Origin of the sequence: Streptomyces sp. NBC_01241, assembly GCF_041435435.1 — a bacterium.
Taxonomy (GTDB): domain Bacteria; phylum Actinomycetota; class Actinomycetes; order Streptomycetales; family Streptomycetaceae; genus Streptomyces.
Window position 1 is genome coordinate 853297 of the sequence record NZ_CP108494.1, and the last position, 22239, is coordinate 875535.

Here is a 22239-nt window from a genome sequence, read left to right on the forward strand (position 1 = left end):
GACACGCGGCAATGACCCCCGTTACACCTGTTCATCCGAAGAGTGCTTCTCTCCACGCGACGACCAGAACCTTGGCTCCTTCATGAGGCACTCAGTGCATCTCGGGCTCCGCAGCCCCTTCCTTCCGGTCCGGACCGCACTCCTGCTTCGCGCTCCGGAAGCATTCCTCGAAGCCCAACGACTCCGGACCGTCACCCGGCCCAGGCGGGCGGGCCGTTCACGGAAAACCGGGCTCGCGCTCGTGCGATCAGGACGGCCGGGTCGGGGCGCGCCTGCAGCACGTTCAGGATCAGGAGCCACCACTGGTCCAGCCGGGACCCGAGTTCCTGCTCCCTCGCCACCTCGTCGGTGAGGTTGTACAGACCGTACAGCGCGCACACGAGCGTTGTGGCAGTACCCGATGGCTCGATCCCCTCGGCGAGTTCACCCTTGGACCGGGCCTCGGCCAGAAGCCGCGTGACGGCCCCGGTCCAGGCGGCAAACGGTGCCGGCACGGCCGCGTCGATGCTGCGGCGCTCGGCCCACAGACGGGCGCCTGCGCGGGCTACGACGTCCTCGCGCAGGACTCTGGCGACTTCGAAGCTCAGGGCGACGAGTTTCTCGAGCGGCGGGACGCCCGGGTCCGTGTAGTACGGGGTCAATTGCGGCCATGCGGCGAACTGTTCGCGGACGACGGCGAGGGCGAGCTTCTCCTTGCTGGAGTAGTGAAAGTAGACGGCTCCACTGGTCTTCCCCGAGCGGCCGCTTATGTCATTGATGCTGGTGCCCACATATCCCCGTTCGACAAAAAGATGTGCTGCGGCTTCCAATAGGGATCTCCGGATTGCCCGCGCCCTGTCTTGCACGTATGTTCCACCTTCGTTCATTTATTCGAAATAAGGGACGCAGGGAGGTAGTGCGCCCGCACATTGGCGACGCTTCGCCGCCAATCGCACAACTTTTATTATCTTCGACTGTGCGTGCATACGGGTGACATTGATAAATCGCGGCCACATCCCGATGCCTCCGCGAACGGGACTGCTCCATACGGCCACTGGCACACGATGCACCCCAACTGACCTGATTTGCGGTCCAGTTGACCAAACCCACTGCACTCCACAACCGGCCTCCGGCGCGCTCCGCCCCTGCGCGCCTAGCCTGCAACCGGCCTGCCGTCAAACACTCGAAGTAGTGATTGCGCCCCTCTTCCCACAAAATTAACGTAGCGATCACGATGTTTTCAGGCTCGACCCATGCGGCGGATGGCGCCTGCAGCGGTGGGCCCCACGGAGGCGAATCGATCGCCTCGGCGCGCGGTCAGGAAAGACCGCTCGGCATCCCAAGTCCCAGCAGTCGAGCGCATCTCTCCCGCAGTCCGACATCTCACCGAACTCGGCGACACAGCGGGAATTGCACTCTCTCCGAGAACGGCAGAGAAATGACAGCTCATAGCTTCTTCGACTGGTCTCCGGCCGCCATCGTCTTCGATTGCGACGGAACCCTGATGGACACCGAACGTCACTGGCAGGACGCACGCAACAGAGTCTTCAGAGAGTTCGGTCTCAAGCCCCCGGCCGGATTCGCCGAGCGAGCCAAGGGAGTGCATTACACCGAGTGCGGGAGCCTCATGGCCAGAGAGACCGGAAAGCCCGACCTCACCGACGATATGACCCATTCGCTTCTCCGACACTTCACGGCGCTGGTCGCCGCAGACCCTGTCACCATGCCGGGCGCGGCGGCGCTGGTCCGTCTGGCCGCCCGCCACCTGCCGCTCGCGGTCGCCAGCAACTGCCCGCTGGACATGGTGGAGTCCAGCCTGGATCGAGCCGGACTGCTGGGCCACTTCGGCCACATCGTCGTCGCGGGCGCCGGATTGCGGCCCAAGCCCCATCCCGACGTCTACGCCTCCGCGGCAGATCTCTGTGGCGTGCGGCCGCAGGACGCGCTGGCGGTCGAGGACTCCGTCATCGGTATCGACTCGGCGCGAGCCGCCGGCCTACGCGCTCTGGGTGTCGGCCCTCGCCCTGCCGGACGGGGGGCGGACCGGGCCGATTTATGGGTCAGCACCCTGGCCGACCCGGAGCTGGTGGCCTGGGCCAACGCCTGGATCGCCGACTGATCGTTTCGGAATGAGGTTCGCAGGCGTCTCAAGCAGATGATGCCGCAGGCGACTTCGGTAGATTTCAAGCCCAGTGAGACGGTCGTGAGGCTATGAGGTTTGTGGTGCGGGTTCCCTGCGCTCGGCTGGGTCGTTGATCCAGGCCGTCTGGGGTATCTCGGGTGGTCTGGGGCGACGGCCGAAGCGTTCGGGATGGCGGGCGTACGCCTCGGCGAGGGTGAACCGTCCCGCCTTCCCCCGCTGGAGCGGGTTGTGGCCCCCGTTCACTCGTTTCGGCGCGCACCAGAACCACCGGCCCCTCGGCCCGCGCCACGAGGGCATGCTGGCGCAGATGAGCCGGCCAGGCTCGTCGGTGGACCAGTGGGCCCGGTACCAGCCCGCCCGGCCCCGCGAAAACGCGGCTTCTCATCCCGTGCGGTGACACGCCACGCGTGGCACGTTGGGTACAGCAACATGATGAGGAATTGGTGGCGATCATGCGAGCTCACCTCGGCGATCAGCTCGTTGTCGAAAGCCCGGCCACCGGTGCCGGCAGGCGCGACGGCGAGATTGTCGGACTGCACCACGAGGACGGAACACCTCCCTACGACGTGCGCTGGTCGGATACCGACCAGGTGACGCTCGTGTTCCCCGGGCCCGACGCCCATATCCACCACCTTGAACACCAGCCCGACAGATCCCGTGAGCCATCCCGGCCGGACATGGCCGAGGCCGAGGCCGGTGCCGAGCCCGAGTCCGCCAGGACCCGGCACGATGGCGCGCCCAACCCCGGCGACATCGGCCGACGCGTGGCCATGGAACGCGAGCGGCAGGGGCTCAGCCGCGCGGAAACAGCCCGCCGCGCCAGAATGGCACCGGAGTACCTGGCATACCTCGAACAGCATCCGGCCGACCCGAGTCCGGCCAGCCTCATCAGCCTGGCCGACGCGCTCGGCACCACCGTCGCAGCCCTGCGCGGAGGCGGCATCGACCTGCCCCCCGGCCAGGGCCAGGCACTCCTGCACCCCCGGCTGCAGGACCTCGACCCCGACGAATGCCGCGCCCGGCTCTCCACACACGGCGTAGGACGCATCGCGGTGTCAACACCCGATGGCCCGGCAGTCTTTCCAGTGAACTACGAGGTCATCGACGGCACCATCGCTTTCCGGACCGCGCCTGACTCAGTGCCCGCGACAGCCGGGGGAACAGATGTCGCATTCGAGGTCGACAACGTGGACGAGGCCATGAGCCAAGGCTGGAGCGTCCTTGCCGTAGGCCCTGCGCGGATCGTTACAGAACCCGACGCACTGCGACGGCTCGCCGATCACGCCCACACCACGCCCTGGGCAGGAGGCGAACGCAACACATGGGTATCGATCCGTCCCACGCGCCTCACAGGGCGGCGCATCAGTCCAGCTGATCAGTAACCGACAGCGGACAGCCACGAGGCCCGGCGGGCATTCCACGACCACGATCCAGCCCCGACCGCACAGCGATCGCGACCCATGGGCCCGCCGACTCACGTATAGAGGCTTCGACGATCCAGGAACCTGCTCACCGACGCGTGCAACAGCGCTGGTCTACGGCGCGTGGCCGTGGCGCCTTGTCCGTCTCCAGGGCCGCCTTGACTTCCATGTACGGCTGATTGCGACCGAGTCATGCCGTATGCCGGACTCGACACCCGTTCCGACGGTCTCAAGGGCACTCGAGGACGATCTGTGCAGGCCCGTGGGCCCAGCCCTCCCATCCGCAGGGGCGACTGTGAGCCCAGGGGCCGTGCGGCCTACGGGACCACGGTCGCCGTCCGAGCACGCAGCTCCTGGCCGGCCCGGCCCGAGTCACGGGCACGCAGGCCGAAGATGGTGGACCGAATGATCTTGCTGGTCTCGGCCAGATCATCCACCGCACGCAGCAACCGCTCGCTCGCCTGTGGCTGATCCACGAGCCGTACCACGCTCTTCAGCGCCGTCCCCGTGGCGAACAACTGCTGAATGGCCGGGTTGTGCAGATCTCGTTGACCGGTCGGGCGCCATCCGATGAGCTGCGAAGAGACCGCGGTACTTCAGTGCGGGCCGAGCGGCCCAGTCCAGGGCGACAGCGGTGTTGCCGCCGTGGACACTGATATGGGGATACACCTTAAGGAGCTTTCGTGGCGGCGTTCAGGGACTTCCTGATGCGGTTCCGTCCGGTCGGCTCGCCGGGCCGGGCGGCGCCTACGGGGGTGCCCGCAGACCGCTCGGCGGACCTATCAGCCGAACTGGTCCCAGTGCTCTCTCACCTGGAGCACGCCGAGACCGAAGCACAGCGGATCCGCGAGGAGGCCGCTCAACAGGTGGAACAGAACCGACGGGCCACCGCCGACCAGGCCGAGAAGATCGTGAGGCAGGCCCGGATCCGCGCCCGTGAAGTACGGGCGGAGAGCGCCACGCAGGCCAGCGGCCTGGCCAAGAGCGAGGCGGCGCAATGTCTTGCGGAGTCGGAGCGCGAAGCCGCCCTGCTGCAGCGCCGAGCGCAGCAACGCATGGCTTTCCTCGTCAACAGCGTGGTGGCGGACGTCGCACAACTCGGCGCCTCCGCTGAGCCCGCAGGGGGACTCTCCGGGGGGAGGTCCCCGTGGGAGCGGGATGGGTCGCGGGAGTGACCCGGGCCAGAGCCATGGTGTCGCGCCGCCTAGGACCCCGTGCCGCCCGGGAGGTGGCTGCAGCGGCGACGCTCGATGACGCCCTCGGGCACCTCGCGGTTACGGCGTACCGGCGCGGCCTCGACACGGAGGCCGGACTGGCGGCCGCCCAGCGCTCCGTCGCAGCGACTCTGCTGTGGCATCTGCGAGTACTCGCGGGCTGGCTGCCGCGTCAGGGGGCGGGCGCAGTCCGCGTGCTGGCGTCCGGGTTCGAGGTCGCCAACGTGGACGCGCACCTGCGCGCGCTGTCGGGCACGAACGCCGACAGCCCCGACCCGTACCGGCTCGGCGGGCTGGCGACGGCCTGGCCTCGGCTCGCCGAAACCAGATCGCGGGCCGAGCTGCGGAGCGCGCTGGCCGGCTGTGCGTGGGGCGATCCGGGGGACGACTCGGCGGCGGCGGTGAGCACCGGCCTGCGGATCTCGGCCGCCGCCCGCACGGCCGGTGCCGTGCCCGAGGCGGTGTCCTGGGCAGCAGGGCGCCTTGCCCTGCTGGTCGGCCGCGAGCTGTTCGTTCACGGTCGTCGGCTGACGGAGCCGTCCGCTCGGCGCGCTGCCCGGGTCCTAGGCTCCGGGGCCCTGCACGCCGGGGCCTTCGCCGACTTCCGTCGGCAACTGCCGGGCACGGCGCGCTGGGCGGTGGACGGTGTCGAGGAGCCGGCCGGCCTCTGGCGGGCCGAGGCGCACTGGTGGGCGCGGGTCGAGCAGGACGGCTCCGCGCTGCTGACCGGTTCACGGCTGGACGCCAAGCCGGTTGTCGGTGCGGTCGCGTTGCTCTCCACTGACGCCTGGCGGGTACGGGCGGCGCTGGAGTCGGCCGCACGGGGCGGCGGACCGCTGGAGGCGTTCGATGCGCTGGTCTGAGGCCGCGAAGCCGGTTCCCATGCAACGGGTGGCGATCATCGCGCCGCGCGAGGCGCTCCGGGAGACTCTGGTGCGGCTCGCGGACGCCGGGTGCGTAGAAATCGACCGACCCGAGGGCGCCGGGCAGGGCGAGCGTGGACCGGCCGCGCGTCGGCTGCAGCGTCTGCGTGCCGAGCTGCCAAGAGCGGCGCTCTCCGCTGCCCCTCCCGACCTCGACGCCCTCGAACGCGAAGGCCGCGCGGATCTGCTGGCGGGCGAGGCGCAACTTGAGGAGCTTTTCGTCAGCGCTGTACGGCGCGGAAACGTGGTGGCGCTGGCAGGCTGGTGCCCGGCCGCCCAAGTACCTGCGACGGCCGCGCGGTTGGTCGATCTCGGCGGTGTCCTGGTGCCGTTGAAGCTACCGCGGGGAGTCGACCCGCCGACCCTGTTGCGCAGCAGTGGACCGGTGCATCGTTCGTTCACGCCACTGGTGCGCACCTACGGGACGGTGCCGTACGCCGATGTCGACCCGACGTGGCCGGCCGGGATCGCGTACGTGGTGATGTTCGGCATGATGTTCGGCGACGCGGGGCATGGTGCTCTGCTGCTCCTGATGGCGCTTCTGCTGCGTGGCGGCCGCCCCCGGAGACTGGTGCGGCTCCGTGCGATGTGGCCCTTCGTTGCGGGGGCCGGGGGCACGAGCATGGCGTTCGGCTTCGCCTACGGGGAGTTCTTCGGCCCGACGATGGTCCTTCCCGTGCTCTGGGTGGCCCCTCTGGACCACCCCGAACGGCTGCTCACGGCTGCCGTCGCAGTCGGCGTGGTGCTGCTCGCGCTGGCGTACGTCGCGGGGATCGTCAACCGCTGGCGGGAGGGTGGCCCGGCGCGGGCGCTGTACGCGGTCTCAGGCATGGCGGGTTCGGCCCTGTTCCTCGGACTCGCCGGCCTCGCCGCGGGTGGGTATCTGCACCACACGCTTCTCACCCTCACGGGAGCCGTGATCGCGGCCGGCGGTCTCGGGCTGGCAGCCTCGGGGCTGTTCGCCGCTTCGGGCGGTGGGGTTCCCGGTGCGATGCAGACCACGATCCAGCTCTTCGACGCGGTGGTGCGGATCTTCTCGAACACGGTCTCCTTCGCACGGCTGGCCGCCTTCGGGCTGACGCACGCGGCGCTCGGCGACATCGTGTGGAGAGGAACGACCGCGCTGGCCCACGCGGGTCCGGGCGGGCTGATAGGGGCTGCGGCGGTCTTCACCGTCGGCAATGCCCTTGCGTTCTCTCTGGAGGCGCTGGTAGCGGGCGTACAGGCCCTGCGGCTGGAGTTCTACGAGCTGTTCTCCCGGGTCTTCGAGACCTGGGGCCGGCCCTTCCGCCCTTGGCATGTGTCCGCGCAACGTACGGAGGTGGCACCGTGATCGCCTGGCTCATCGCCCTTCCTGTCCTCGCGGTGATCTTTCCCGTCACCCGCCGACTGGCGCGGCGGCGCGGCCGTGCCGCCCTCCGGTTGATCATCGCCACCGACGCGCTGCTCTTCGGCGGCGCACTGGCGCTGCTGATGGTGGCGCTCAACGGCGGCGTCGCGCGGGCGGCATCCAGCACGGCTGCCGAGTCCGGAACCAACTCCGCCGCTCTGATCGGCGCCGCGATCGCGGTCGCCGGGGCCTCGATCGGTGCGTCGATCGCGGTCGCCTACACCGGAGCGGCGGCGCTGGCTGCCATGAGCGAGCGCCCCGAGCTGTTCGGCCGGGCCATGGTCATCGTCGGACTCGCCGAAGGAATCGCCATCTACGGGCTGGTCGTCGCTGTCCTGCTGCTGGGCAAGGCCTGACCATGGGGCACGTGGCAGCCATCGGGGAACGGGTACGGGTGGCCGGGCTGTCTCTGGCCGGGGTGAGAGTCCTGGTCGCCGAGGAGCCCGATGCGGTCCGACGGGCCTGGCGGAGCCTGTCCGGCGAAGTCACGCTGGTGATCGTCACCCCGGCCGCAGCTGAGATGCTCGGCCGAGCAGCCTTGGAGAGCACGCGGCCGCTGACCGCGGTGATGCCGGCATGACGACTCCCGCCGCTGGACAGACAGACGCCCTCGCGACGGTACGCGCCGAGTTGCTGCGCTCGGCGCGGGCCGACGCCGAAACGCTGCTCGCCCAGGCTGCGCGCGACGACGAGGCGGTGCTCGACCGCGCGAGGGCCGAGGCCGAGGAGATCGTGGAACAGGCCCGCCGCGAGGGTGCGGCCGAGGGTGCGGCCGTCGGAGCCGCCGAACTGCTGCGGGCCCACCGGAGCGCCAGGTCCCGCGAACTGGCCGTCCGCCGGGAGGCGTACGAGGAGCTGCGCCGCCAGGTGACAGAACGCGTCCGGGCCCTGCGGCACACAACGGACTACCCCGGTCTACGCGACCGGCTGGAGCGGCGGGCCCGGAAGGTTCTCGGCCCTGACGCCACCGTCACCGAACAGCCCGGCGGCGGGGTGGTCGCCCACGCGGCCGGGCGGCGGGCCGACTTCACCCTTGACGTACTCGCCGCCCGCGCGCTCGACCGACTGGGTGCACACACGGAAGCTCTGTGGACGCCGTGACCGGCTCGCCCCGAGCCGATGCTCGGATCCTGCGGGTGGCGGGGCCGCTGGTCGAGCTGGAGTACACCGGCGACACCGCCATGAACGACCTGGTCTCCCTCGGAGAGGCCGGGCTGCCCGGCGAGGTGGTAGCGATCACCGATGACGTCGTGACGGCCCAGGCGTACGAGTACACCGGCGGACTGGCCCCTGGCCACCGCGCCCGCCCCCAGGGCGGCCCGCTGTCGGCACGCCTGGGCCCCGGTCTGCTCGGCGGGATCTTCGATGGCCTGCTCCGCCCCCTGTCAGGCAGCGAGGACTGGCTGCTGCCCGGAAGCGGCGGGAGCGGAACCGCGGGGCGTACCTGGTCCTTCTCCCCTTCCGTGGCAGCCGGTGATCAGGTGACGGAGGGACAGGTACTCGGCGAGGTGCGGGAGGCGGGTCCTGTGCGGACGCGGATCCTGGTACCGCCCGGCTGCGCCGGTCCGGTGCAGGAGATCGTCCGGGAAGGGGGCTACCCACAGGATTCGGTGCTGGCCGTCGTCGGCGGCGCCCAGGTACGGATGACCACCGACTGGCCGATCCGTCGGCCACGCCCTGTGCGCGAACGCCTCGACGCCCACCAGACGCTCAACACCGGCCAGCGCGTGATCGACCTGCTCTTCCCCGTGGCCCGTGGCAGTACGGTCGCCGTCCCCGGCGGTTTCGGAACCGGCAAGACCATGCTGCTCCAGCAGATCGCCAAGTGGTGCGACGCAGACGTCATTGTCTATGTCGGCTGCGGCGAGCGCGGCAACGAGATGGCCGATGTCATCGTCGAACTCTCCGAGCTCGTGGACCCCCGCACCGGGGGCCGGCTGGCCGAGCGCACGGTGGTCGTCGCCAACACCTCCAACATGCCGATGATGGCCCGCGAGGCCAGCATCTACACCGGTGCCACGGTCGCCGAGTACTTCCGGGACATGGGGCGAGACGTCGTGGTCATTGCCGACTCCACGTCGCGATGGGCCGAAGCGCTGCGCGAATTCGCCTCCCGCACCGGCGCTCTGCCGGCCGAGGAGGGCTACCCAGCGGGCCTCGCCTCGGCGATCGCCGCCTTCTACGAGCGGGCCGGTGCGGTGACCACCCTCGGCGGGGACCTGGGCTCGGTCACCGTGATCGGCGCGGTGTCCCCGCCCGGGGCGGACATGGCCGAGCCGGTGACCGCCCACACCGAGCGGTTCGTGCGCTGCCTGTGGACGCTGGACCGCGAGCTCGCCTACGCCCGCCGCTACCCGGCGATCTCCTGGGCGGGCTCCTTCTCCCGCGACGCCGACGTGCTCGCAGCCGGGCACGCGGAGGCCGGCGACCCGGCCTGGCAAGGCAGGCGGGCCGCGATCAGCGCCCTGCTGGCGGAGGCCGACCGGCTCACCGATCTCGTCGACCTCATCGGTATCACCGCGCTCCCCGACCAGGAGCGCATCAGTGTGCTCGGCGGCCAACTGGTACGCGAAGCGGTGCTCCAGCAGAGCGCCCTTTCCGACCAGGACGCCTACTGCGGCCCGGAGAAGGCATCGGCTCTGGCCGAAGCGGTCCTCACGGTCGTCGCGCGGTGCCGGGAACTGGCCGAGGCCGATGTGCCGGCAGGCTCCATCGAGGAGGCGGACTTCGGCCCCCTGCTGCGCGCCCGCGAGGAAGTCGACCCGCACGACTCGGCGGGCGTGGCTCTGCGGCGGGACGCCGTGCTCGCCGTACTGCAGGAGCTGACGTGACCACCTGGGGCGAAGTCGAGTACACGGCCGTCCGTGAGCTGCGCGGCCCGCTCGCCGTCGTCGAAGAGGTGAGCGGGGTCGGCTGGGACGAGTTCGTCCGGATCACTCTGGAGTCCGGCGAGCAGCGGCACGGCCTCGTACTGGAAGTGGACCGCGAAGTCGCTGTGGTGCAGGTCCTGGAGGACACCGCCGGCATCGATCCCTCACGCGTGCGAATGGCCTTCGCCGGAGAGCCGCTGTGCATCCCGGTCGGCCCCGGCTGGCTGGGCCGGGTCTGCAACGGCCGCGGCGAGCCGGCCGACGGCGGGCCACCGGTCTTCGGTCCCACCACTGCGGCCGTCGGCGGCACTCCGATCAACCCGGTGCGGCGGGAGCCGCCCGGAGAGCCGGTGCTTACCGGTGTCGCCGCTGTCGACGGTCTCACCACCCTGGTGCGCGGGCAGAAGCTGCCGGTCTTCTCCGTCGCAGGTCTGCCCCATCTGGAGCTGTCCGTCCAGATCGCCGCCCAGTCCACCACCGGTGGAGAGCCGTTCTGCGTGGTCTTCGCCGGTATGGGGCTCACCCACGCCGACGCCTCCTTCGTCCGGAACGCCCTTGAGGAGCGTTCCGCCGCCCACGAGCTGGTGCTGCTGCTCAACATGGCCGACGACCCTGTCATCGAACGGATCCTCACCCCGCGCCTGGCGCTCACCATCGCCGAGAACCTCGCATTCGACGGTGGCAGGCACGTCCTCGTGGTGATGACCGACATGACCAGCTATGCCGAGGCGTTGCGCGAGGTGTCCGCGGCGCGCGGCGAGATCCCGGCCCGTCGTGCCTACCCCGGCTACCTCTACAGCGACCTCGCCTCCCTGTACGAGCGCTGCGGGCGGATCCGGGGCCGGCCCGGCTCCGTCACTGTCCTGCCGGTGCTCACCATGCCCGCGGGCGACATCACCCACCCGGTTCCCGATCTGACCGGGTACATCACCGAAGGCCAGATCGTGCTCTCCCGCGAGACCCACGCGCAGGGTGTCTACCCGCCTGTGGACGCGCTCTCCTCGCTCTCCCGTCTGATGCGCAAGGGCGCGGGCCCGGGCCGCACTCGCGACGACCATCTCGATGTCGCGGCGCAGCTGCTGGCCGCCCTCGCCCGCGCCCGCCAGGTCCGCGAACTCACCGACCTGGTCGGGCAGGCGGCCCTGAGTCCGACCGACCGCCGGTACCTGGAGTTCGACCGCGCCTTCCTGCACCGCTTCGTAGACCAGCGACCCGACGAACTGCGCACCCTCGACCAGACCCTGGACCGCGCCTGGCAGGTGCTTCTCACCCTCCCCCGCAGTCAGCTCGCCATGCTGCCGACCGCCCTCCTCGATGCGCACGGATCGGGACCATGAGCACCTTTCGAGCTCCGCCCGGGCGTGCCGGACGCCTCCGTCTGCGACACGGCCTGGACATCGCCGAGCGCGGCGCGGACCTCCTCGAACAGAAGCTCCGCATCCTGCATGCCGAGCACCAGCGTCTGCAACGGGCCGAGGAGGCAGCCGCACGTGCGTGGCACGAGCGGCTGCGGGAGGCCGAAGCCTGGCTGCTGCGCGGGCTCCTGCTGAGCGGTGAGGGGGCCCTGGAGGGGGCAGCAGAGGCACTGGACCCCACCGATGTCGAGGCCCACTGGACCAGTTTCATGGGCGTCCGGTACCCGACGAACGTCTCCTGTATCGTGCCCGACCGCTCACCCGCCGCAGCCGCGCCGGCCAACACCGCCCTGGTACACGCTGAGGCCGCATACCGGGAAGCAGTCCGGGCGGCCGCCGAGCACGCCACAGCCGCGGCCGCCATGCGCATCATCGGCGCGGAAGTGCTGAGCACTCGTCAGCGGGTCCGCGCCTTGCAACGCCACTGGATCCCAAACCTGCGCGAGGCACTCACCCACACCGAGCTCGCCCTGGAACAGAGCGAACACGAAGACGCCGTACGACGACGCTGGGCCTCCAGCGCGCTGCGGGAAGAACGACCGAGCTCGCAATGACACACCATCCGTCCCCGGCACGGGAGGCCACGTGCAGCCCTGCCCTCGGACGGGCCCCGCAGGGCGTGCTCACGGGAACGGCCCACAGGGCGTGCCGGACGGACCTGTCCGGCACGCCCTGTGGGCCAGTAGGCCCAAGCCCGGGACAGCTCACACGGCGCAGTATGGAGGTCGGGGCAATTCGAGAAGGATCCGTTGTCGTGCCGTATCCGGGAGTCGGTCCTGCTCCGCCGACGTGGAAGCCCGGCGTGTCGACGGCGGTCGACGGTGGCCTCATCCCCGGCAGCCTGGACCATTCAGCGGAAGGAAGTCTTGGCCATGACCCGGCACACCAGCACCGAGAAGCCACGCAGCAAGCAGTGGAGCGTGCGTCTGGACCTCTTCGAGGAAGGTGACCTCACCAAGGTTCACGCCGTCCTCGACACCGGCGACACCACCCTTCGGAGTCACGCCGCCGCCCAGCGCAACCCTCACGACACCCCCGTTCCCGAGATCGGCGACGAGTACGCCGTCGGCCGGGCCCTGATCGACCTCGGCAACCAGCTGCTCCGCGCCGGAGAAACCGACTCCGCGTCGGGTGACCTGGCCGCGCCCGGTTGAACGGGCGTCGAGAGCAGCCGTCCCGGCTGGTGGGCAGGAAGAGATTTGCCATGGCCGAGCGGTCCCTACCCCTGGAAGAGCCGCTTCCGCAGGGCTCGGCCGGAGTTGTGGCGCCGCCACTGCACAACAGTCGGCCGTGGCGCTTCCGTCCAATGTCCGACGCGCTCCGGATGCACCTGTACGTGGCCCCGATGCGTGCCGTGCCGCACTCCCCTGCGGTCTGCGCAGTTCGCGCACGCTGACCTCCATCGAGGTGCAGGGGCGGCTATTGCAGTCCGACCGCAACAAGCTGCGTCGGCGCGGCGGCCGACGCTGGACCGGTGAGCCGGCGCGCCGATTCACACACCGCCTCGTTCGGCTTTCAGGTTCGATCGACGGTGAGGTCGAGGAAGTGGGCCGAGCAGGAGATGCACGGGTCGTGATTGCGGATCGCCCGTTCGCACAGGGTGGTCAGCTCCGCGTCGGTGGGGTCGCCGTCTCCCAGGCGTTCCTGCACGATGCGGCGGAGGTCCTCCTCGACCGCGCCGAGGTTCTGCGCGGTCGGCGGGACCAGGCCGGCGTCGGTGACGGTCCCTTCGGAGTCGAGGGTGTAGCGGTGGTACAGGAGACCGCGCGGCGCCTCGGTCGCCCCATGCCCGGTACCGGCTCGTGAGGGCACGTCGGCATAGGGGCGCGGCGGGGGTTCGTAGGCGTCGATGATCCGCAGTGCCTCGTCGGCCGCGTACAGCACCTCAACCGCCCGGACGATGATGCTACGGAAGGGGTTTCGACAGACCGTGCCCTGCCGGGGGTCGCCGAGTCCGGCGTCGTGGGCGGCCTGGAGGGCGATCGGGGACAGCCAGCGGCCGCTGATGGCGTACCGGGCGAGCGAGCCGGTGAGATGGCGGCGGTCGTCCAGCAGGGAGTGGAGGGCGGTGGAGTGGGGTACCTGGCTCTCGGTGACGTGGACGCCGAAATCGTGGACCCCGAAGGCACGCGTGGGCAGCGCGCGGTCGGACTCGGGGGGAAGGCCGGCGGTGTGCGGCGCGGCCATGACGGTCGGGGTGCCGGACTCGATGGCATAGGTGCCGGGCTCGGACAGGGCGAACAGGTCGTTGTCGCAGCCGGCATCGGGGAACTCGAAGCCGGCCACCCAACGCACGGTCTCGGCCGCGTCGTCGCGAGCCCGGCGCAACCGCTCGGCCAACGGGCGCAGCTCGTTCGTGGTCGGGATGCGGTGGAAGCCACCGAGTCGCACATTGACCGGGTGGATCGCCCGGCCACCCAGCAGTTCCAGGATCGCGTTGCCGGCCTGCTTGAGCCGAAGGCCGCGTTCGACGTCGGCACGTCGGGTGCGGGCCATGTCGATGAAGCTGTCGCAGCCGAGGAAGTCGGGCGCGTGGAGGAGGTGGATGTGCAGCGTCTGGCTCTCGATCCACTCACCGCAGTAGAGCAGTCTCCGTAACGCGGCCAACTGTCCTTCCACGACGACTCCGCAGGCGTCCTCGATCGCTCGGCAGGCGCTCAGCTGGTACGCGACCGGGCAGATCCCGCACACCCGGGAGGTGATGTCGGGCGGCTCGGTGTAGGAGCGTCCGCGCAGGAATGCCTCGAAGAAGCGTGGCGGTTCGTAGATCGCCAGTCGGGCCTCGGCGACCTCGGCGCCGTCCATGCGCAAGTACAGTGCGCCCTCGCCCTCGACGCGGGCGAGCGATCCGATGTGCAACACCCTTGAGCCGCGGTGGGTCATCCTTCCAGTTCCTTCCGGGAGGCCGCGTCGAACTCGGGAGCGGCGGTATTGAAGGTGCGCAGCACCCGCACCACGTCGAGGGTGTCCATGCCGTCGCGGCGCAGGAGGGGGATGAACGAGGGGAAGTTGGTCGAGTTGGACGGGCCGAAGCAGCCGTAACAGCCTCGTCCGTACGCGGGGCAGATCGCACCGCATCCGGCATGGGTGACCGGACCCAGGCAGGGCGTGCCGTGGGCTACTGTCACGCAGACCGTGCCGCGCTGCTTGCACTCGAAGCAGACGCTGTGCGCGGGTACGTCGGGTTTGCGTTCGGCCAGGTAGGCGGTGATGACCTCCACCAGTTGGCCTCGGTCGATGGGGCAGCCGCGCAGCTCGAAGTCCACCGGGACATGGGCGCTGATGGGTGTGGAGGTGGCGAGGGTCTCGATGTAGTCCGGCCTGGCGTAGACGGCGGTCTGGAAGTCGGCGACGTCCGCGTAGTTGCGCAGCGCCTGGACGCCGCCTGCGGTCGCGCACGCCCCGATGGTCACCAACCGCTTGGAGACAGCCCGGATGTGCTGGATCCGGTCGACGTCCTGCTGGGTGGTCACCGATCCCTCGACCAGCGACAGGTCGTACGGGCCCGGCGCGTCGGCGCTGGAAGCCTCCAGGAAGTGTGAGATCTCCACCCTCTCGGCGATGCCGAGGAGTTCGTCCTCGCAGTCCAGCAAAGTGAGCTGGCATCCGTCGCAGGAGGCGAACTTCCAGACGGCGAGTTTCGGGCGGTCGCTCGCGGCCATGTCACAACTCCCGGACCATCAGAAGGGGTTGGGCCTTGGTCCAGCTGACGACGGGGCCGTCGCGGCAGAGCAGGAGAGGGCCGAGCTGGCAGTGCCCGCAGTGGCCGGTGGCACAGTGCATATTGCGTTCCAGCGAGACCCGGATCCGCTCCGGATCGACGCCGCGGTGCACCAGTTCGCCGGCGGTGGCGCGCATCATCGGCTCGGGGCCGCAGATGAACGCCGACGTTGTCCCGGGGCCGAAGGCGGCCCGGTCGAGCAGGGTCGTGACGACGCCGACCTCGCCCTGCCACAGCGGGTCCGCGCGGTCCACGGTGGTCAGGATCCGGGCAGCCGACTGCCAGCCGCGAACGTCCTCGGCGTAGAGCAGCTCGTGGGGCGTGCGCGCTCCGATGAGAACGTTCAGCCGTCCGTAACGCTCGGGGGCGGCGAGCACGTCGCGTACGAGCGGGCGCAGCGGCGCCAGACCGATACCGCCGGCCACGACGAGCAGGTCGTTCCCCACCGCGGCGGGGAGTTCCCAGCCGGTGCCGAACGGACCGCGCACTCCGACCGTGTCACCACGCCGCAGCCCATGCAGCGCGCCGGAGACCGCTCCGACCGTGCGGACGGTGTGCGTCAGCCGGTGCCCGTCGATCCCGGAGACCGACAACGGGATATCGCCGACGCCGAAGGCGTACACCATCGCAAACTGCCCAGGAGCGAAGGGCTGCAGGGCCGAGCGGACCGGTTCCAGGACGATCGTGGCGGTGTCGGACGTCTCGCCCTCGCGTTCCACCACCCGGTACGGAATGGGGACAGTTCCAGGCCGAGCAGTCAATGGTGCGGCAGCCGTCATCACGACTCACCGGCGTCGGGGGGCCCGTACAGGTCGAGCAGGCGGATGCGGGTGGCCCTCAGCCGCCGTGCGATCACCTGCGCAACGCAGTTGGTCAACGCCAAGCCGAACGACGGATCCTTCTCACACGCGGCTCGGACCCGCTCCGCGTCGAACTCCGACGCCGACACGGTGCTGCGGGCCTGCGCGCCGAGGTGCCAGCGATACGGCTCGAACAACCAGGACCAGCCCACCAGATCGCCTTCACCAAGGGTCTCCACGACTGCCTCGCGCCGGCCCGGGACGTGGACGTCGAGCGCAATGAGCCCGGAACGGATGATCCAGAACCGGTCGGCGACGCCGTCCTCCTCGAAGATGCGGGTGCCACCGGGGAAGGAGACATCGTGGGCGAACGTGAACAGCCGCTCGCGGTGGCCGGGCGACAGGGCCCCGAGAAACCCGTGGCGAACAACGGTCATTGTGGGCCCTCCCCCGGCTCCTGTCGGGCGGCCTCCCGTTCCAGGTTCAGCGCATGGGCCTCCTCTGTGATGTCGATACCGACCGGGCACCACACGATGCAGCGCCCGCAGCCGACACACCCGGAGCTGTCGAACTGGTCGTACCAGGTGCCGAGTTTGTGGGTGGCCCACTGCCGGTAGCGACTACGCGAGGAGTTACGGACCGGGCCCGCCTGCAGGTGGGAGAAATCCAGATCGAAGCAGGACTCCCAGCGCCGCCACCGCTCGGCGTGGTCTCCGGTGAGGTCCGTGACGTCCTCGGTGGTGGTGCAGAAGCAGGTCGGGCAGACCATGGTGCAGTTTCCGCAGGTCAGGCAGCGGGCCGCGACGTCGTCCCAGCGCTCGGCCGTGAGGGTCTCGCGCATCAGCATCTGCAGGTCCACCAGCGGCATGCTGCGGCCCATGCGATCGGCCGCGTCGGCGACACGCTCACTGGCCGCGGTCCGAGTTGCTGCGTCGGCAGGACGGCGTGGCAGCTCGGCAAGTACCGACTGCCCCTCTTCACTCCCGGTGCGCACCAGGAAGCGGTGGCCGTCGGAATCGAGCACCTCGGTCAGCGCCAGGTCGTAGCCGGGTCCCACGGCCGGCCCGGTGCCCATGGACACGCAGAAGCAGGTGGCACCCGGCTCGGTACACTCCGCCGCCACCAAGAAGGCCCGCTCACGACGCCCACGGTACGCCGGGTCGCTGTACATCCCGCCGGTCAGCACCCGGTCCTGGATCGCGATGGCCCGCAGGTCACAGGGGCGCACGCCGAGGAACGCGTACGACGGCGGTGATGTCCGGTCCTCGGTCACCACCAGCTCGCCGTCGGCACCGCGATCGGCGGTCCACTGCCGCTCGCGCGGCGGGTGCAGGAACGTCTTCCAGGACTGAGGGCCCGCACTGTGCGCGAACACGGCGCCGTCCTCGCGGGCACGCAGCCGGTAGACGCCTGCCTCCAACTCGACTCCCCAGCCGTAGGGGAGTTCCGCGCCGCCGGAGATCTCGGACAGGACGATCGCCCCGTCCCGTACGGTCGGTCCCACGACCGTACGGCCACGCCTCGCCAGGACCGTGATCAGCGCGTCCAGGCCGCCCTTGTCGATCACCGCGGCCGTGCCGCCGTCGTCCGCCATCGCCAACCTTCCGAACGCCGCCGATGATGCCTTCCCGGCCAGTATGCGCACGGACCTGCCGCCCGGCATCGGCCGACCGGCCCCTGCGTGGTCCAGGTGGCTGCGTCCGTCACCCCGTACGGACCCCGCGCGGACCCGGTACAACTGGCAAGCCTGTCCGGTGGGAAGGGGTAGGTGCGTGCACCTCACTACGCGGATCGCCGTCATCGGCGTCGGGAACGAGTTCCGCCACGACGACGGTGTGGGTTGGGCCGTCGTGGCCCAACTGGCAGAACGAGCCAAGGAACGGCCACTGCCGAGCGGGACCGCTCTTCTGGTGTGCGACGGCGACCCCGCCCGACTGATCGCCCTGTGGGAAGGCGCCGACCTCGCCATCCTGGTGGACGCCGCACACGCACACCCCGGGCATCCCGGTCGGCTACATCGCCTGAAACTGGACAATGGGCAGCTGTCGCAGACGGGCAGTGCGACGAGTTCCCACGGGCTCGGGCTCGGCGACGCCGTCGAACTCGCCCGCGAACTGGACCGCCTACCCGGACAACTGGTCGTCTACGCCGTCGAGGGAGCCAACAGCAGCCTGGGCATCGGCCTGTCAGCACCCGTGGCAGCCATCGTGGAACCGCTCGCCAAGCGGATCGCGGAAGAAATCGCGCTGCACGTGGGTTCTGCCGGCAGCCGATAGGCGCGCACTTGCGCCACTGCGGACGCCGAAGCCCACCTGTGCAGGACCAATGCCGGACTGAAGGACTCCGCCATGTGCCGATGCTCAGTGAGGCGGCCTCATACAGCGTCTGGGAATTGCGACCGGGAAGAGTGGTGGGGTGTCTCGGCGCACGATTCGCCGGGCGAGATCGGGGTCAGCAAGCGGGAACTGCGCATTACCGGGGAGTGCAAAGAGCGTGAGCGCGAAGGCGTCTTGCGGCGCGGCACCCGGCGGACCGGACACTTCGAATACCGGGCGCTGCTGCCCGCCGAAGTCAAGGCCGAAGAGATCACGGCCACCCTGGCCGACGGGGTGCTTAACGTGACCGTTCCCAAGGCCGAGGCAGTCAAGCCGCGACACATCGAGATCACTGAAAGTTGACGTGCAGCCGCGCCTGGCTCCCGTACGTCGGGCGGAGAATCTTTGATCGCCGTCCGCCCCACTTCGGCAGGTCGGCCGGAATCCTGTCGGCCTGAGATTCACAGCCATGACTTGTATCTACGGAGGCATGGCTCGGTCATGCGTGCCTTCTGCAGTGCGTGCACCCCTGCGGGCCCACTGCACCAGGCCGTACCTTCCCTCCGGCGCCGCCCCGAGTCGGAGGTCGGCCTCACTACCCGACCGAGAGCGTGAACAGGCGAACCTCTGCGCCGGTTGGCGGCCGCAGCGGGCGTGGACTCGACCCTGCTGATAGTCCTCGGTAGGTGGACGCCATACCGGGAAAGGGGTAGCCACGATGGCAGACGGACCGATGCACCCAGAACATGTCCTGAGTGCGTCCGTGGATCTGAGCGGCACCGGGTACTACGTCCACTGGGGCGTACTGCAGATCTCGGCGGCAAACCTTGTGGTCATCGCCCTGATGCTGATCGTTTTCGCGCTGGCGCTGCTGCTGCCCTTCCCCCGCGGTCGGCAGCGGCGATGAGCGGCGCCGCAGGGCGGACCGGCGGCCCGGATGACAACTCGGCAGGAGGGTGGACCGGCGCTGTGCAGCGGCGCGCCCTGCGCGCGTTGCCCCCGGACAAGCTGCTGCCCACCACCCAGCCGGAGTACGTGGCCTCCTGGATCTACGTGTTCGGTGTCCTCACCCTGTCCAGTCTGGTGGTGGTCATCACCACCGGATGCGTCCTGGCGCTCTTTGGCCCCGCGTGGTGGCACGTATCAGGCGTCGGCAGGTACATCAACAGCCTGCACCTGTGGAGCGTGGAACTGTTCATGTTCGTCATGGTCGTCCACCTGTGGGGAAAGTTCTTCATGGCCGCCTGGCGCGGACGGCGGGCACTGACCTGGATCACCGGGGCCGTCGTCTTCATCGCTTCGATCGGCGCCGCCTTCACCGGCTACCTGGTACAACAGAACTTCGACTCCCAGTGGATCGCGGGCCAGGCCAAAGACGGCCTTAACTCGGTGGGCATCGGCGCCTGGTTCAACGTGCTGGACTTCGGTCAGATGTTCATGTGGCACATCGTGCTGCTGCCCATGGCGGTGGCCGTCCTCGCGGTGTGGCACATGCTGCTGGTGCGGCTGCGTGGCGTGGTGCCGCCCATCGGGACCACCACGCCCGAGCCCGTCCCCGACAGATCACGGGAGCCCGCATGAGGGCACGAAAGGCCCACCGCAAACCGGTGCCCGACCCCGGCGCCTTCCCTCAGCGGCCGTACGACCTGGTCAAGGAGCTCACCATCGCGCTGGTGGCGACCACACTGCTGACGGTCGGGCTCGCGGCGGTCTTCTCCTCACCCGACGAGAAACCGATCACCCTGGCCCGCTGGGCGAGGGCCGCCCCCAACGACTTCACCGCCACCGCCGTCGCCGAACTGGGCGGCACCAGCGGCACCGCGCAGTACGGCCCCCCGTACACCACCACCCCGGGTGCCGGGCAGAAGATCGGGCCGGTGAACCTCCAACGCGCCGCCGGGGTGACCACACCGATCGACACCGCACGCGACTTCGTGCTCCGCCCGCTCACCGCCGCACCAGAACCTGCTGCCGTATCCTCCGGGCTGGCCGCTTGGCGCACCGCCCCCGCCCGCCGTCAACAGCAATGGGCCGCCGCCTACATCAACGCGCTCGGCAAGGCCCCCGGAGGCGCCCCGGCCCTGGTCCCGCCCGGCGACTACGGCCCCGTTCCCGTCCTGACCTCCCGCCTGCTGGAGCTCGCAAAGACGGGGGCACTCGACGGCCAACTACTGGCTGTCGGAAACTTCTACGAGACGGACTACACCAAACCGCTGCTCTTCCTGAGCGACGGCTCGTACCTCGAAGACCAGGCCCGCGCCCAACACCTGGCCGGTGACCAGTGGGGGATGATGAACGAGACCGGCAACTATCCCGGTCAGCCCTGGTTGTGGCTGTACACGTTCTGGTACCAGATCGAACCGTTCAGCAGCTCAGGTAACGCCGACGCCCTGGTCTGGGGCCTGATGGCTCTGCTCACCCTCGCGTTCGTCCTGGTGCCGTTCATTCCAGGCGTCCGGTCGATCCCGCGATGGACTGGGATCTATCGCCTCGTCTGGCGCGACTACTACCGCTCACGCCGGACGACACGGCAGCACTGACGGTACGGGCACCCGTATCACCTCGGACTCGCCGATCACGATGTACTCGACGGCGGCCTGCTTACCCGGGACTTGCGAGGGCCTTGCCGTGCAAGGCGGCATCCAGGTTCGCGCGGTCCGGGCCGAGCGGACCTTGGGCAGGTCCGCAGTCACCTGGACGGGACTGATGTCGGGCGGGGCCGGGATGTTGCCCCTCCCGGTGCTCACCGGGTTCAGGGTCTGCCGGAACGCGTCGGCGTAGCTCGCCTCGTCCGGCGGTGGTGCGCCGCTGCTTCAAGCCCTCCCGGGAGGCGAATCGCGGAGCTCACCAGCCCGCTCGCACCCGGCGACCGCATGCGCTGCGGCGCCGCTCGGGGGATGGGCGGCGGTACGGCGGCCTCACGCTGCGATCGATCTTCAGGCCGCGGGCATGAGCCCCTGGGGCCGTTCGGCCCAGCACCGGAAGCCATGCTCCCGATTTCCCTCGAAGGCGTTCCTCACCCACGCTGAAATTGAGGGAACCAGCCAAAGGAAGTGATCGGCATGATGTGGTACGACGGCGGCTGGGGCTGGGGCGGCTGGTTCGTCATGGCCGTGGTCATGGTGCTTTTCTTCGCATTGCTGATCGCTGGCATCGTTGCCCTTGTCCACTACCTGACCAGCGCCCACCGTGGCCACCAGCCTGGCTCGCCTCCTCCCTCCGGCGAGCATGGGTGGGGAGGCAGGCGGGCAGAGGACCTGCTCGCCGAGCGGTTCGCCCGCGGGGAAATCGACGAAGACGAATACAAACATCGCCTCGCGCTGCTGCGGGAACAGCGATGATCACGGACCGCCAACGCCGGATGTGGCTGGTCTTGGGCGGTGCCACCGCGGCGCTGCTGCTGGGCATTGCCACGACGGCGCTGTTGGCCACGACCGGCGCCTTCCGCAGTCCACACCCCGCCATCTGGCGGGCGCCGAGCGCCGCGCGGTGCACAGCGCCCCCGCTGCCCGGTCAGGTGGTGCAGGTGACCTTGGCCGATATGGGCCACCCCAGCGGTCCAGGCCCCGGCTGGAGCGGAATGCGCATGATGCGTCTGATCGCTCACCCCACCACCGTCACGGCCGGAACAGTGTCGCTGCGCGCGGTCAACGCCGGATACCTCACGCACGAGGTGATGGTGCTGCCGCTGTCCACGGCCCAGGCCCCAGGACAGCGGCCTACCGGTCCGGACAGGCGCATCGATGAGACAGGCAGCCTCGGCGAGGCGTCACGCAGCTGCGGCGCGGGCGCGGGAGACGGCATCGCCCCGGAATCGACCGGATGGATCACGCTGACGCTGCGGCCCGGCCGCTACGAACTGGTCTGCAACATCCCCGGCCACTACCTGGCCGGTATGTACACCGAACTCGACGTCACCGGCCGCTAGCTAGCTAGCGCCAGCCGGCTCAGGTGCGCCGGTAGCGGGCAGGCCGGGACGAGCGGCGACCGCCGGAGCCCACCGGGTCCACGCAGCGAAGCTCGTTCGGCGCTGTCGCTTGACTTCGGG

Annotated in this window: 26 protein-coding genes; 19 read left to right on the forward strand and 7 right to left on the reverse strand. The window is 69.9% G+C overall.

What is annotated here, in order from left to right:
* Positions 1-191 precede the first annotated feature (191 nt).
* Entirely contained in the window at positions 192-866 is a 675-nt protein-coding gene (locus OG306_RS03290) for a ScbR family autoregulator-binding transcription factor (protein ID WP_371665104.1), read from the reverse strand.
* A gap of 551 nt (positions 867-1417) precedes the next feature.
* Between OG306_RS03290 and OG306_RS03295 the strand changes: the two genes are divergently transcribed.
* Positions 1418-2098, forward strand: coding sequence for an HAD family hydrolase (locus OG306_RS03295; RefSeq protein WP_266744542.1), 681 nt, complete (start codon positions 1418-1420; stop codon positions 2096-2098).
* Between the two features lie 476 nt (positions 2099-2574).
* Positions 2575-3504, forward strand: a complete 930-nt coding sequence (locus OG306_RS03300) for a pyridoxamine 5'-phosphate oxidase family protein (RefSeq protein WP_371665105.1) — start codon at positions 2575-2577, stop codon at positions 3502-3504.
* A gap of 356 nt (positions 3505-3860) precedes the next feature.
* On the opposite strand, the gene OG306_RS03305 is transcribed toward OG306_RS03300, so the two are convergent.
* Positions 3861-4061, reverse strand: a complete 201-nt coding sequence (locus OG306_RS03305; RefSeq protein WP_432762228.1) for a hypothetical protein — start codon at positions 4059-4061, stop codon at positions 3861-3863.
* Positions 4062-4226: 165 nt separating this feature from the next.
* Between OG306_RS03305 and OG306_RS03310 the strand changes: the two genes are divergently transcribed.
* From OG306_RS03310 to OG306_RS03355, 10 genes are all read left to right on the forward strand, one after another.
* Positions 4227-4718: a hypothetical protein gene (locus OG306_RS03310; protein WP_371665106.1), complete on the forward strand. Its 492-nt coding sequence runs from the start codon at positions 4227-4229 to the stop codon at positions 4716-4718.
* Between the two features lie 53 nt (positions 4719-4771).
* A complete protein-coding gene (locus OG306_RS03315; RefSeq protein ID WP_266907401.1) occupies positions 4772-5620 on the forward strand; it encodes a hypothetical protein in 849 nt (282 codons plus the stop codon).
* Positions 5607-7013: a V-type ATPase 116kDa subunit family protein gene (locus OG306_RS03320; RefSeq protein ID WP_371665107.1), complete on the forward strand. Its 1407-nt coding sequence runs from the start codon at positions 5607-5609 to the stop codon at positions 7011-7013. The genes OG306_RS03315 and OG306_RS03320 overlap by 14 nt, the downstream gene beginning before the upstream one ends.
* Positions 7010-7426, forward strand: a complete 417-nt coding sequence (locus tag OG306_RS03325) for an ATP synthase subunit C (protein WP_266744547.1) — start codon at positions 7010-7012, stop codon at positions 7424-7426. The genes OG306_RS03320 and OG306_RS03325 overlap by 4 nt, the downstream gene beginning before the upstream one ends.
* A gap of 2 nt (positions 7427-7428) precedes the next feature.
* Positions 7429-7650, forward strand: coding sequence for a V-type ATP synthase subunit F (locus OG306_RS03330; protein WP_266744548.1), 222 nt, complete (start codon positions 7429-7431; stop codon positions 7648-7650).
* Complete coding sequence (locus tag OG306_RS03335; RefSeq protein WP_266744549.1) at positions 7647-8171, forward strand: V-type ATP synthase subunit E; 525 nt, start codon at positions 7647-7649, stop codon at positions 8169-8171. The genes OG306_RS03330 and OG306_RS03335 overlap by 4 nt, the downstream gene beginning before the upstream one ends.
* Entirely contained in the window at positions 8159-9901 is a 1743-nt protein-coding gene (locus OG306_RS03340) for a V-type ATP synthase subunit A (RefSeq protein WP_266744550.1), read from the forward strand. The genes OG306_RS03335 and OG306_RS03340 overlap by 13 nt, the downstream gene beginning before the upstream one ends.
* Positions 9898-11277 (forward strand): V-type ATP synthase subunit B, encoded by a 1380-nt coding sequence (locus tag OG306_RS03345; RefSeq protein WP_266744551.1) that lies wholly within the window; start codon positions 9898-9900, stop codon positions 11275-11277. Before OG306_RS03340 ends, OG306_RS03345 begins: the two co-directional genes overlap by 4 nt.
* Positions 11274-11909 (forward strand): V-type ATP synthase subunit D, encoded by a 636-nt coding sequence (locus tag OG306_RS03350; protein WP_371665108.1) that lies wholly within the window; start codon positions 11274-11276, stop codon positions 11907-11909. The genes OG306_RS03345 and OG306_RS03350 overlap by 4 nt, the downstream gene beginning before the upstream one ends.
* A 318-nt stretch (positions 11910-12227) precedes the next feature.
* Positions 12228-12509 carry a dsRBD fold-containing protein gene (locus OG306_RS03355; protein WP_371665109.1) on the forward strand — a complete coding sequence of 94 codons (282 nt, stop codon included), beginning with the start codon at positions 12228-12230 and terminating at the stop codon, positions 12507-12509.
* A gap of 361 nt (positions 12510-12870) precedes the next feature.
* Here the strand turns inward: OG306_RS03355 and OG306_RS03360 are convergent, their stop codons facing one another.
* From OG306_RS03360 to OG306_RS03380, 5 genes are read right to left on the reverse strand one after another with little or no spacing between them, the layout of a single operon-like run.
* On the reverse strand, positions 12871-14238 hold the full coding sequence (locus OG306_RS03360) for a Ni/Fe hydrogenase subunit alpha (RefSeq protein ID WP_266744554.1): 1368 nt from the start codon (positions 14236-14238) through the stop codon (positions 12871-12873).
* Positions 14235-15017 (reverse strand): oxidoreductase, encoded by a 783-nt coding sequence (locus tag OG306_RS03365; RefSeq protein WP_266907397.1) that lies wholly within the window; start codon positions 15015-15017, stop codon positions 14235-14237. The genes OG306_RS03360 and OG306_RS03365 overlap by 4 nt, the downstream gene beginning before the upstream one ends.
* A gap of 1 nt (position 15018) precedes the next feature.
* Positions 15019-15855: an FAD/NAD(P)-binding protein gene (locus tag OG306_RS03370; RefSeq protein WP_266907395.1), complete on the reverse strand. Its 837-nt coding sequence runs from the start codon at positions 15853-15855 to the stop codon at positions 15019-15021.
* Complete coding sequence (locus tag OG306_RS03375) at positions 15855-16313, reverse strand: Crp/Fnr family transcriptional regulator (RefSeq protein ID WP_266744557.1); 459 nt, start codon at positions 16311-16313, stop codon at positions 15855-15857. Before OG306_RS03375 ends, OG306_RS03370 begins: the two co-directional genes overlap by 1 nt.
* Positions 16310-17470, reverse strand: a complete 1161-nt coding sequence (locus OG306_RS03380) for a 4Fe-4S dicluster domain-containing protein (protein WP_266744558.1) — start codon at positions 17468-17470, stop codon at positions 16310-16312. The genes OG306_RS03375 and OG306_RS03380 overlap by 4 nt, the downstream gene beginning before the upstream one ends.
* Positions 17471-17648: 178 nt before the next feature.
* On the opposite strand from OG306_RS03380, the gene OG306_RS03385 reads away from it, so the two are divergent.
* From OG306_RS03385 to OG306_RS03415, 7 genes are all read left to right on the forward strand, one after another.
* Positions 17649-18152, forward strand: a complete 504-nt coding sequence (locus OG306_RS03385; RefSeq protein WP_266744559.1) for a hydrogenase maturation protease — start codon at positions 17649-17651, stop codon at positions 18150-18152.
* Between the two features lie 72 nt (positions 18153-18224).
* Positions 18225-18554, forward strand: a complete 330-nt coding sequence (locus OG306_RS03390; RefSeq protein ID WP_323183780.1) for an Hsp20/alpha crystallin family protein — start codon at positions 18225-18227, stop codon at positions 18552-18554.
* Between the two features lie 355 nt (positions 18555-18909).
* A complete protein-coding gene (locus tag OG306_RS03395) occupies positions 18910-19098 on the forward strand; it encodes a hypothetical protein (RefSeq protein WP_266744560.1) in 189 nt (62 codons plus the stop codon).
* The gene (locus OG306_RS03400; RefSeq protein ID WP_266744561.1) at positions 19095-19772 is read left to right on the forward strand and encodes a cytochrome b N-terminal domain-containing protein; all 678 of its coding nucleotides are present in this window, start codon (positions 19095-19097) and stop codon (positions 19770-19772) included. The genes OG306_RS03395 and OG306_RS03400 overlap by 4 nt, the downstream gene beginning before the upstream one ends.
* Positions 19769-20731: a hypothetical protein gene (locus OG306_RS03405; protein WP_266744562.1), complete on the forward strand. Its 963-nt coding sequence runs from the start codon at positions 19769-19771 to the stop codon at positions 20729-20731. The genes OG306_RS03400 and OG306_RS03405 overlap by 4 nt, the downstream gene beginning before the upstream one ends.
* 522 nt (positions 20732-21253) lie before the next feature.
* Positions 21254-21532: an SHOCT domain-containing protein gene (locus tag OG306_RS03410; protein WP_266752060.1), complete on the forward strand. Its 279-nt coding sequence runs from the start codon at positions 21254-21256 to the stop codon at positions 21530-21532.
* On the forward strand, positions 21529-22119 hold the full coding sequence (locus OG306_RS03415) for a hypothetical protein (protein WP_266744563.1): 591 nt from the start codon (positions 21529-21531) through the stop codon (positions 22117-22119). The genes OG306_RS03410 and OG306_RS03415 overlap by 4 nt, the downstream gene beginning before the upstream one ends.
* The last annotated feature ends 120 nt before the right edge of the window (positions 22120-22239 follow it).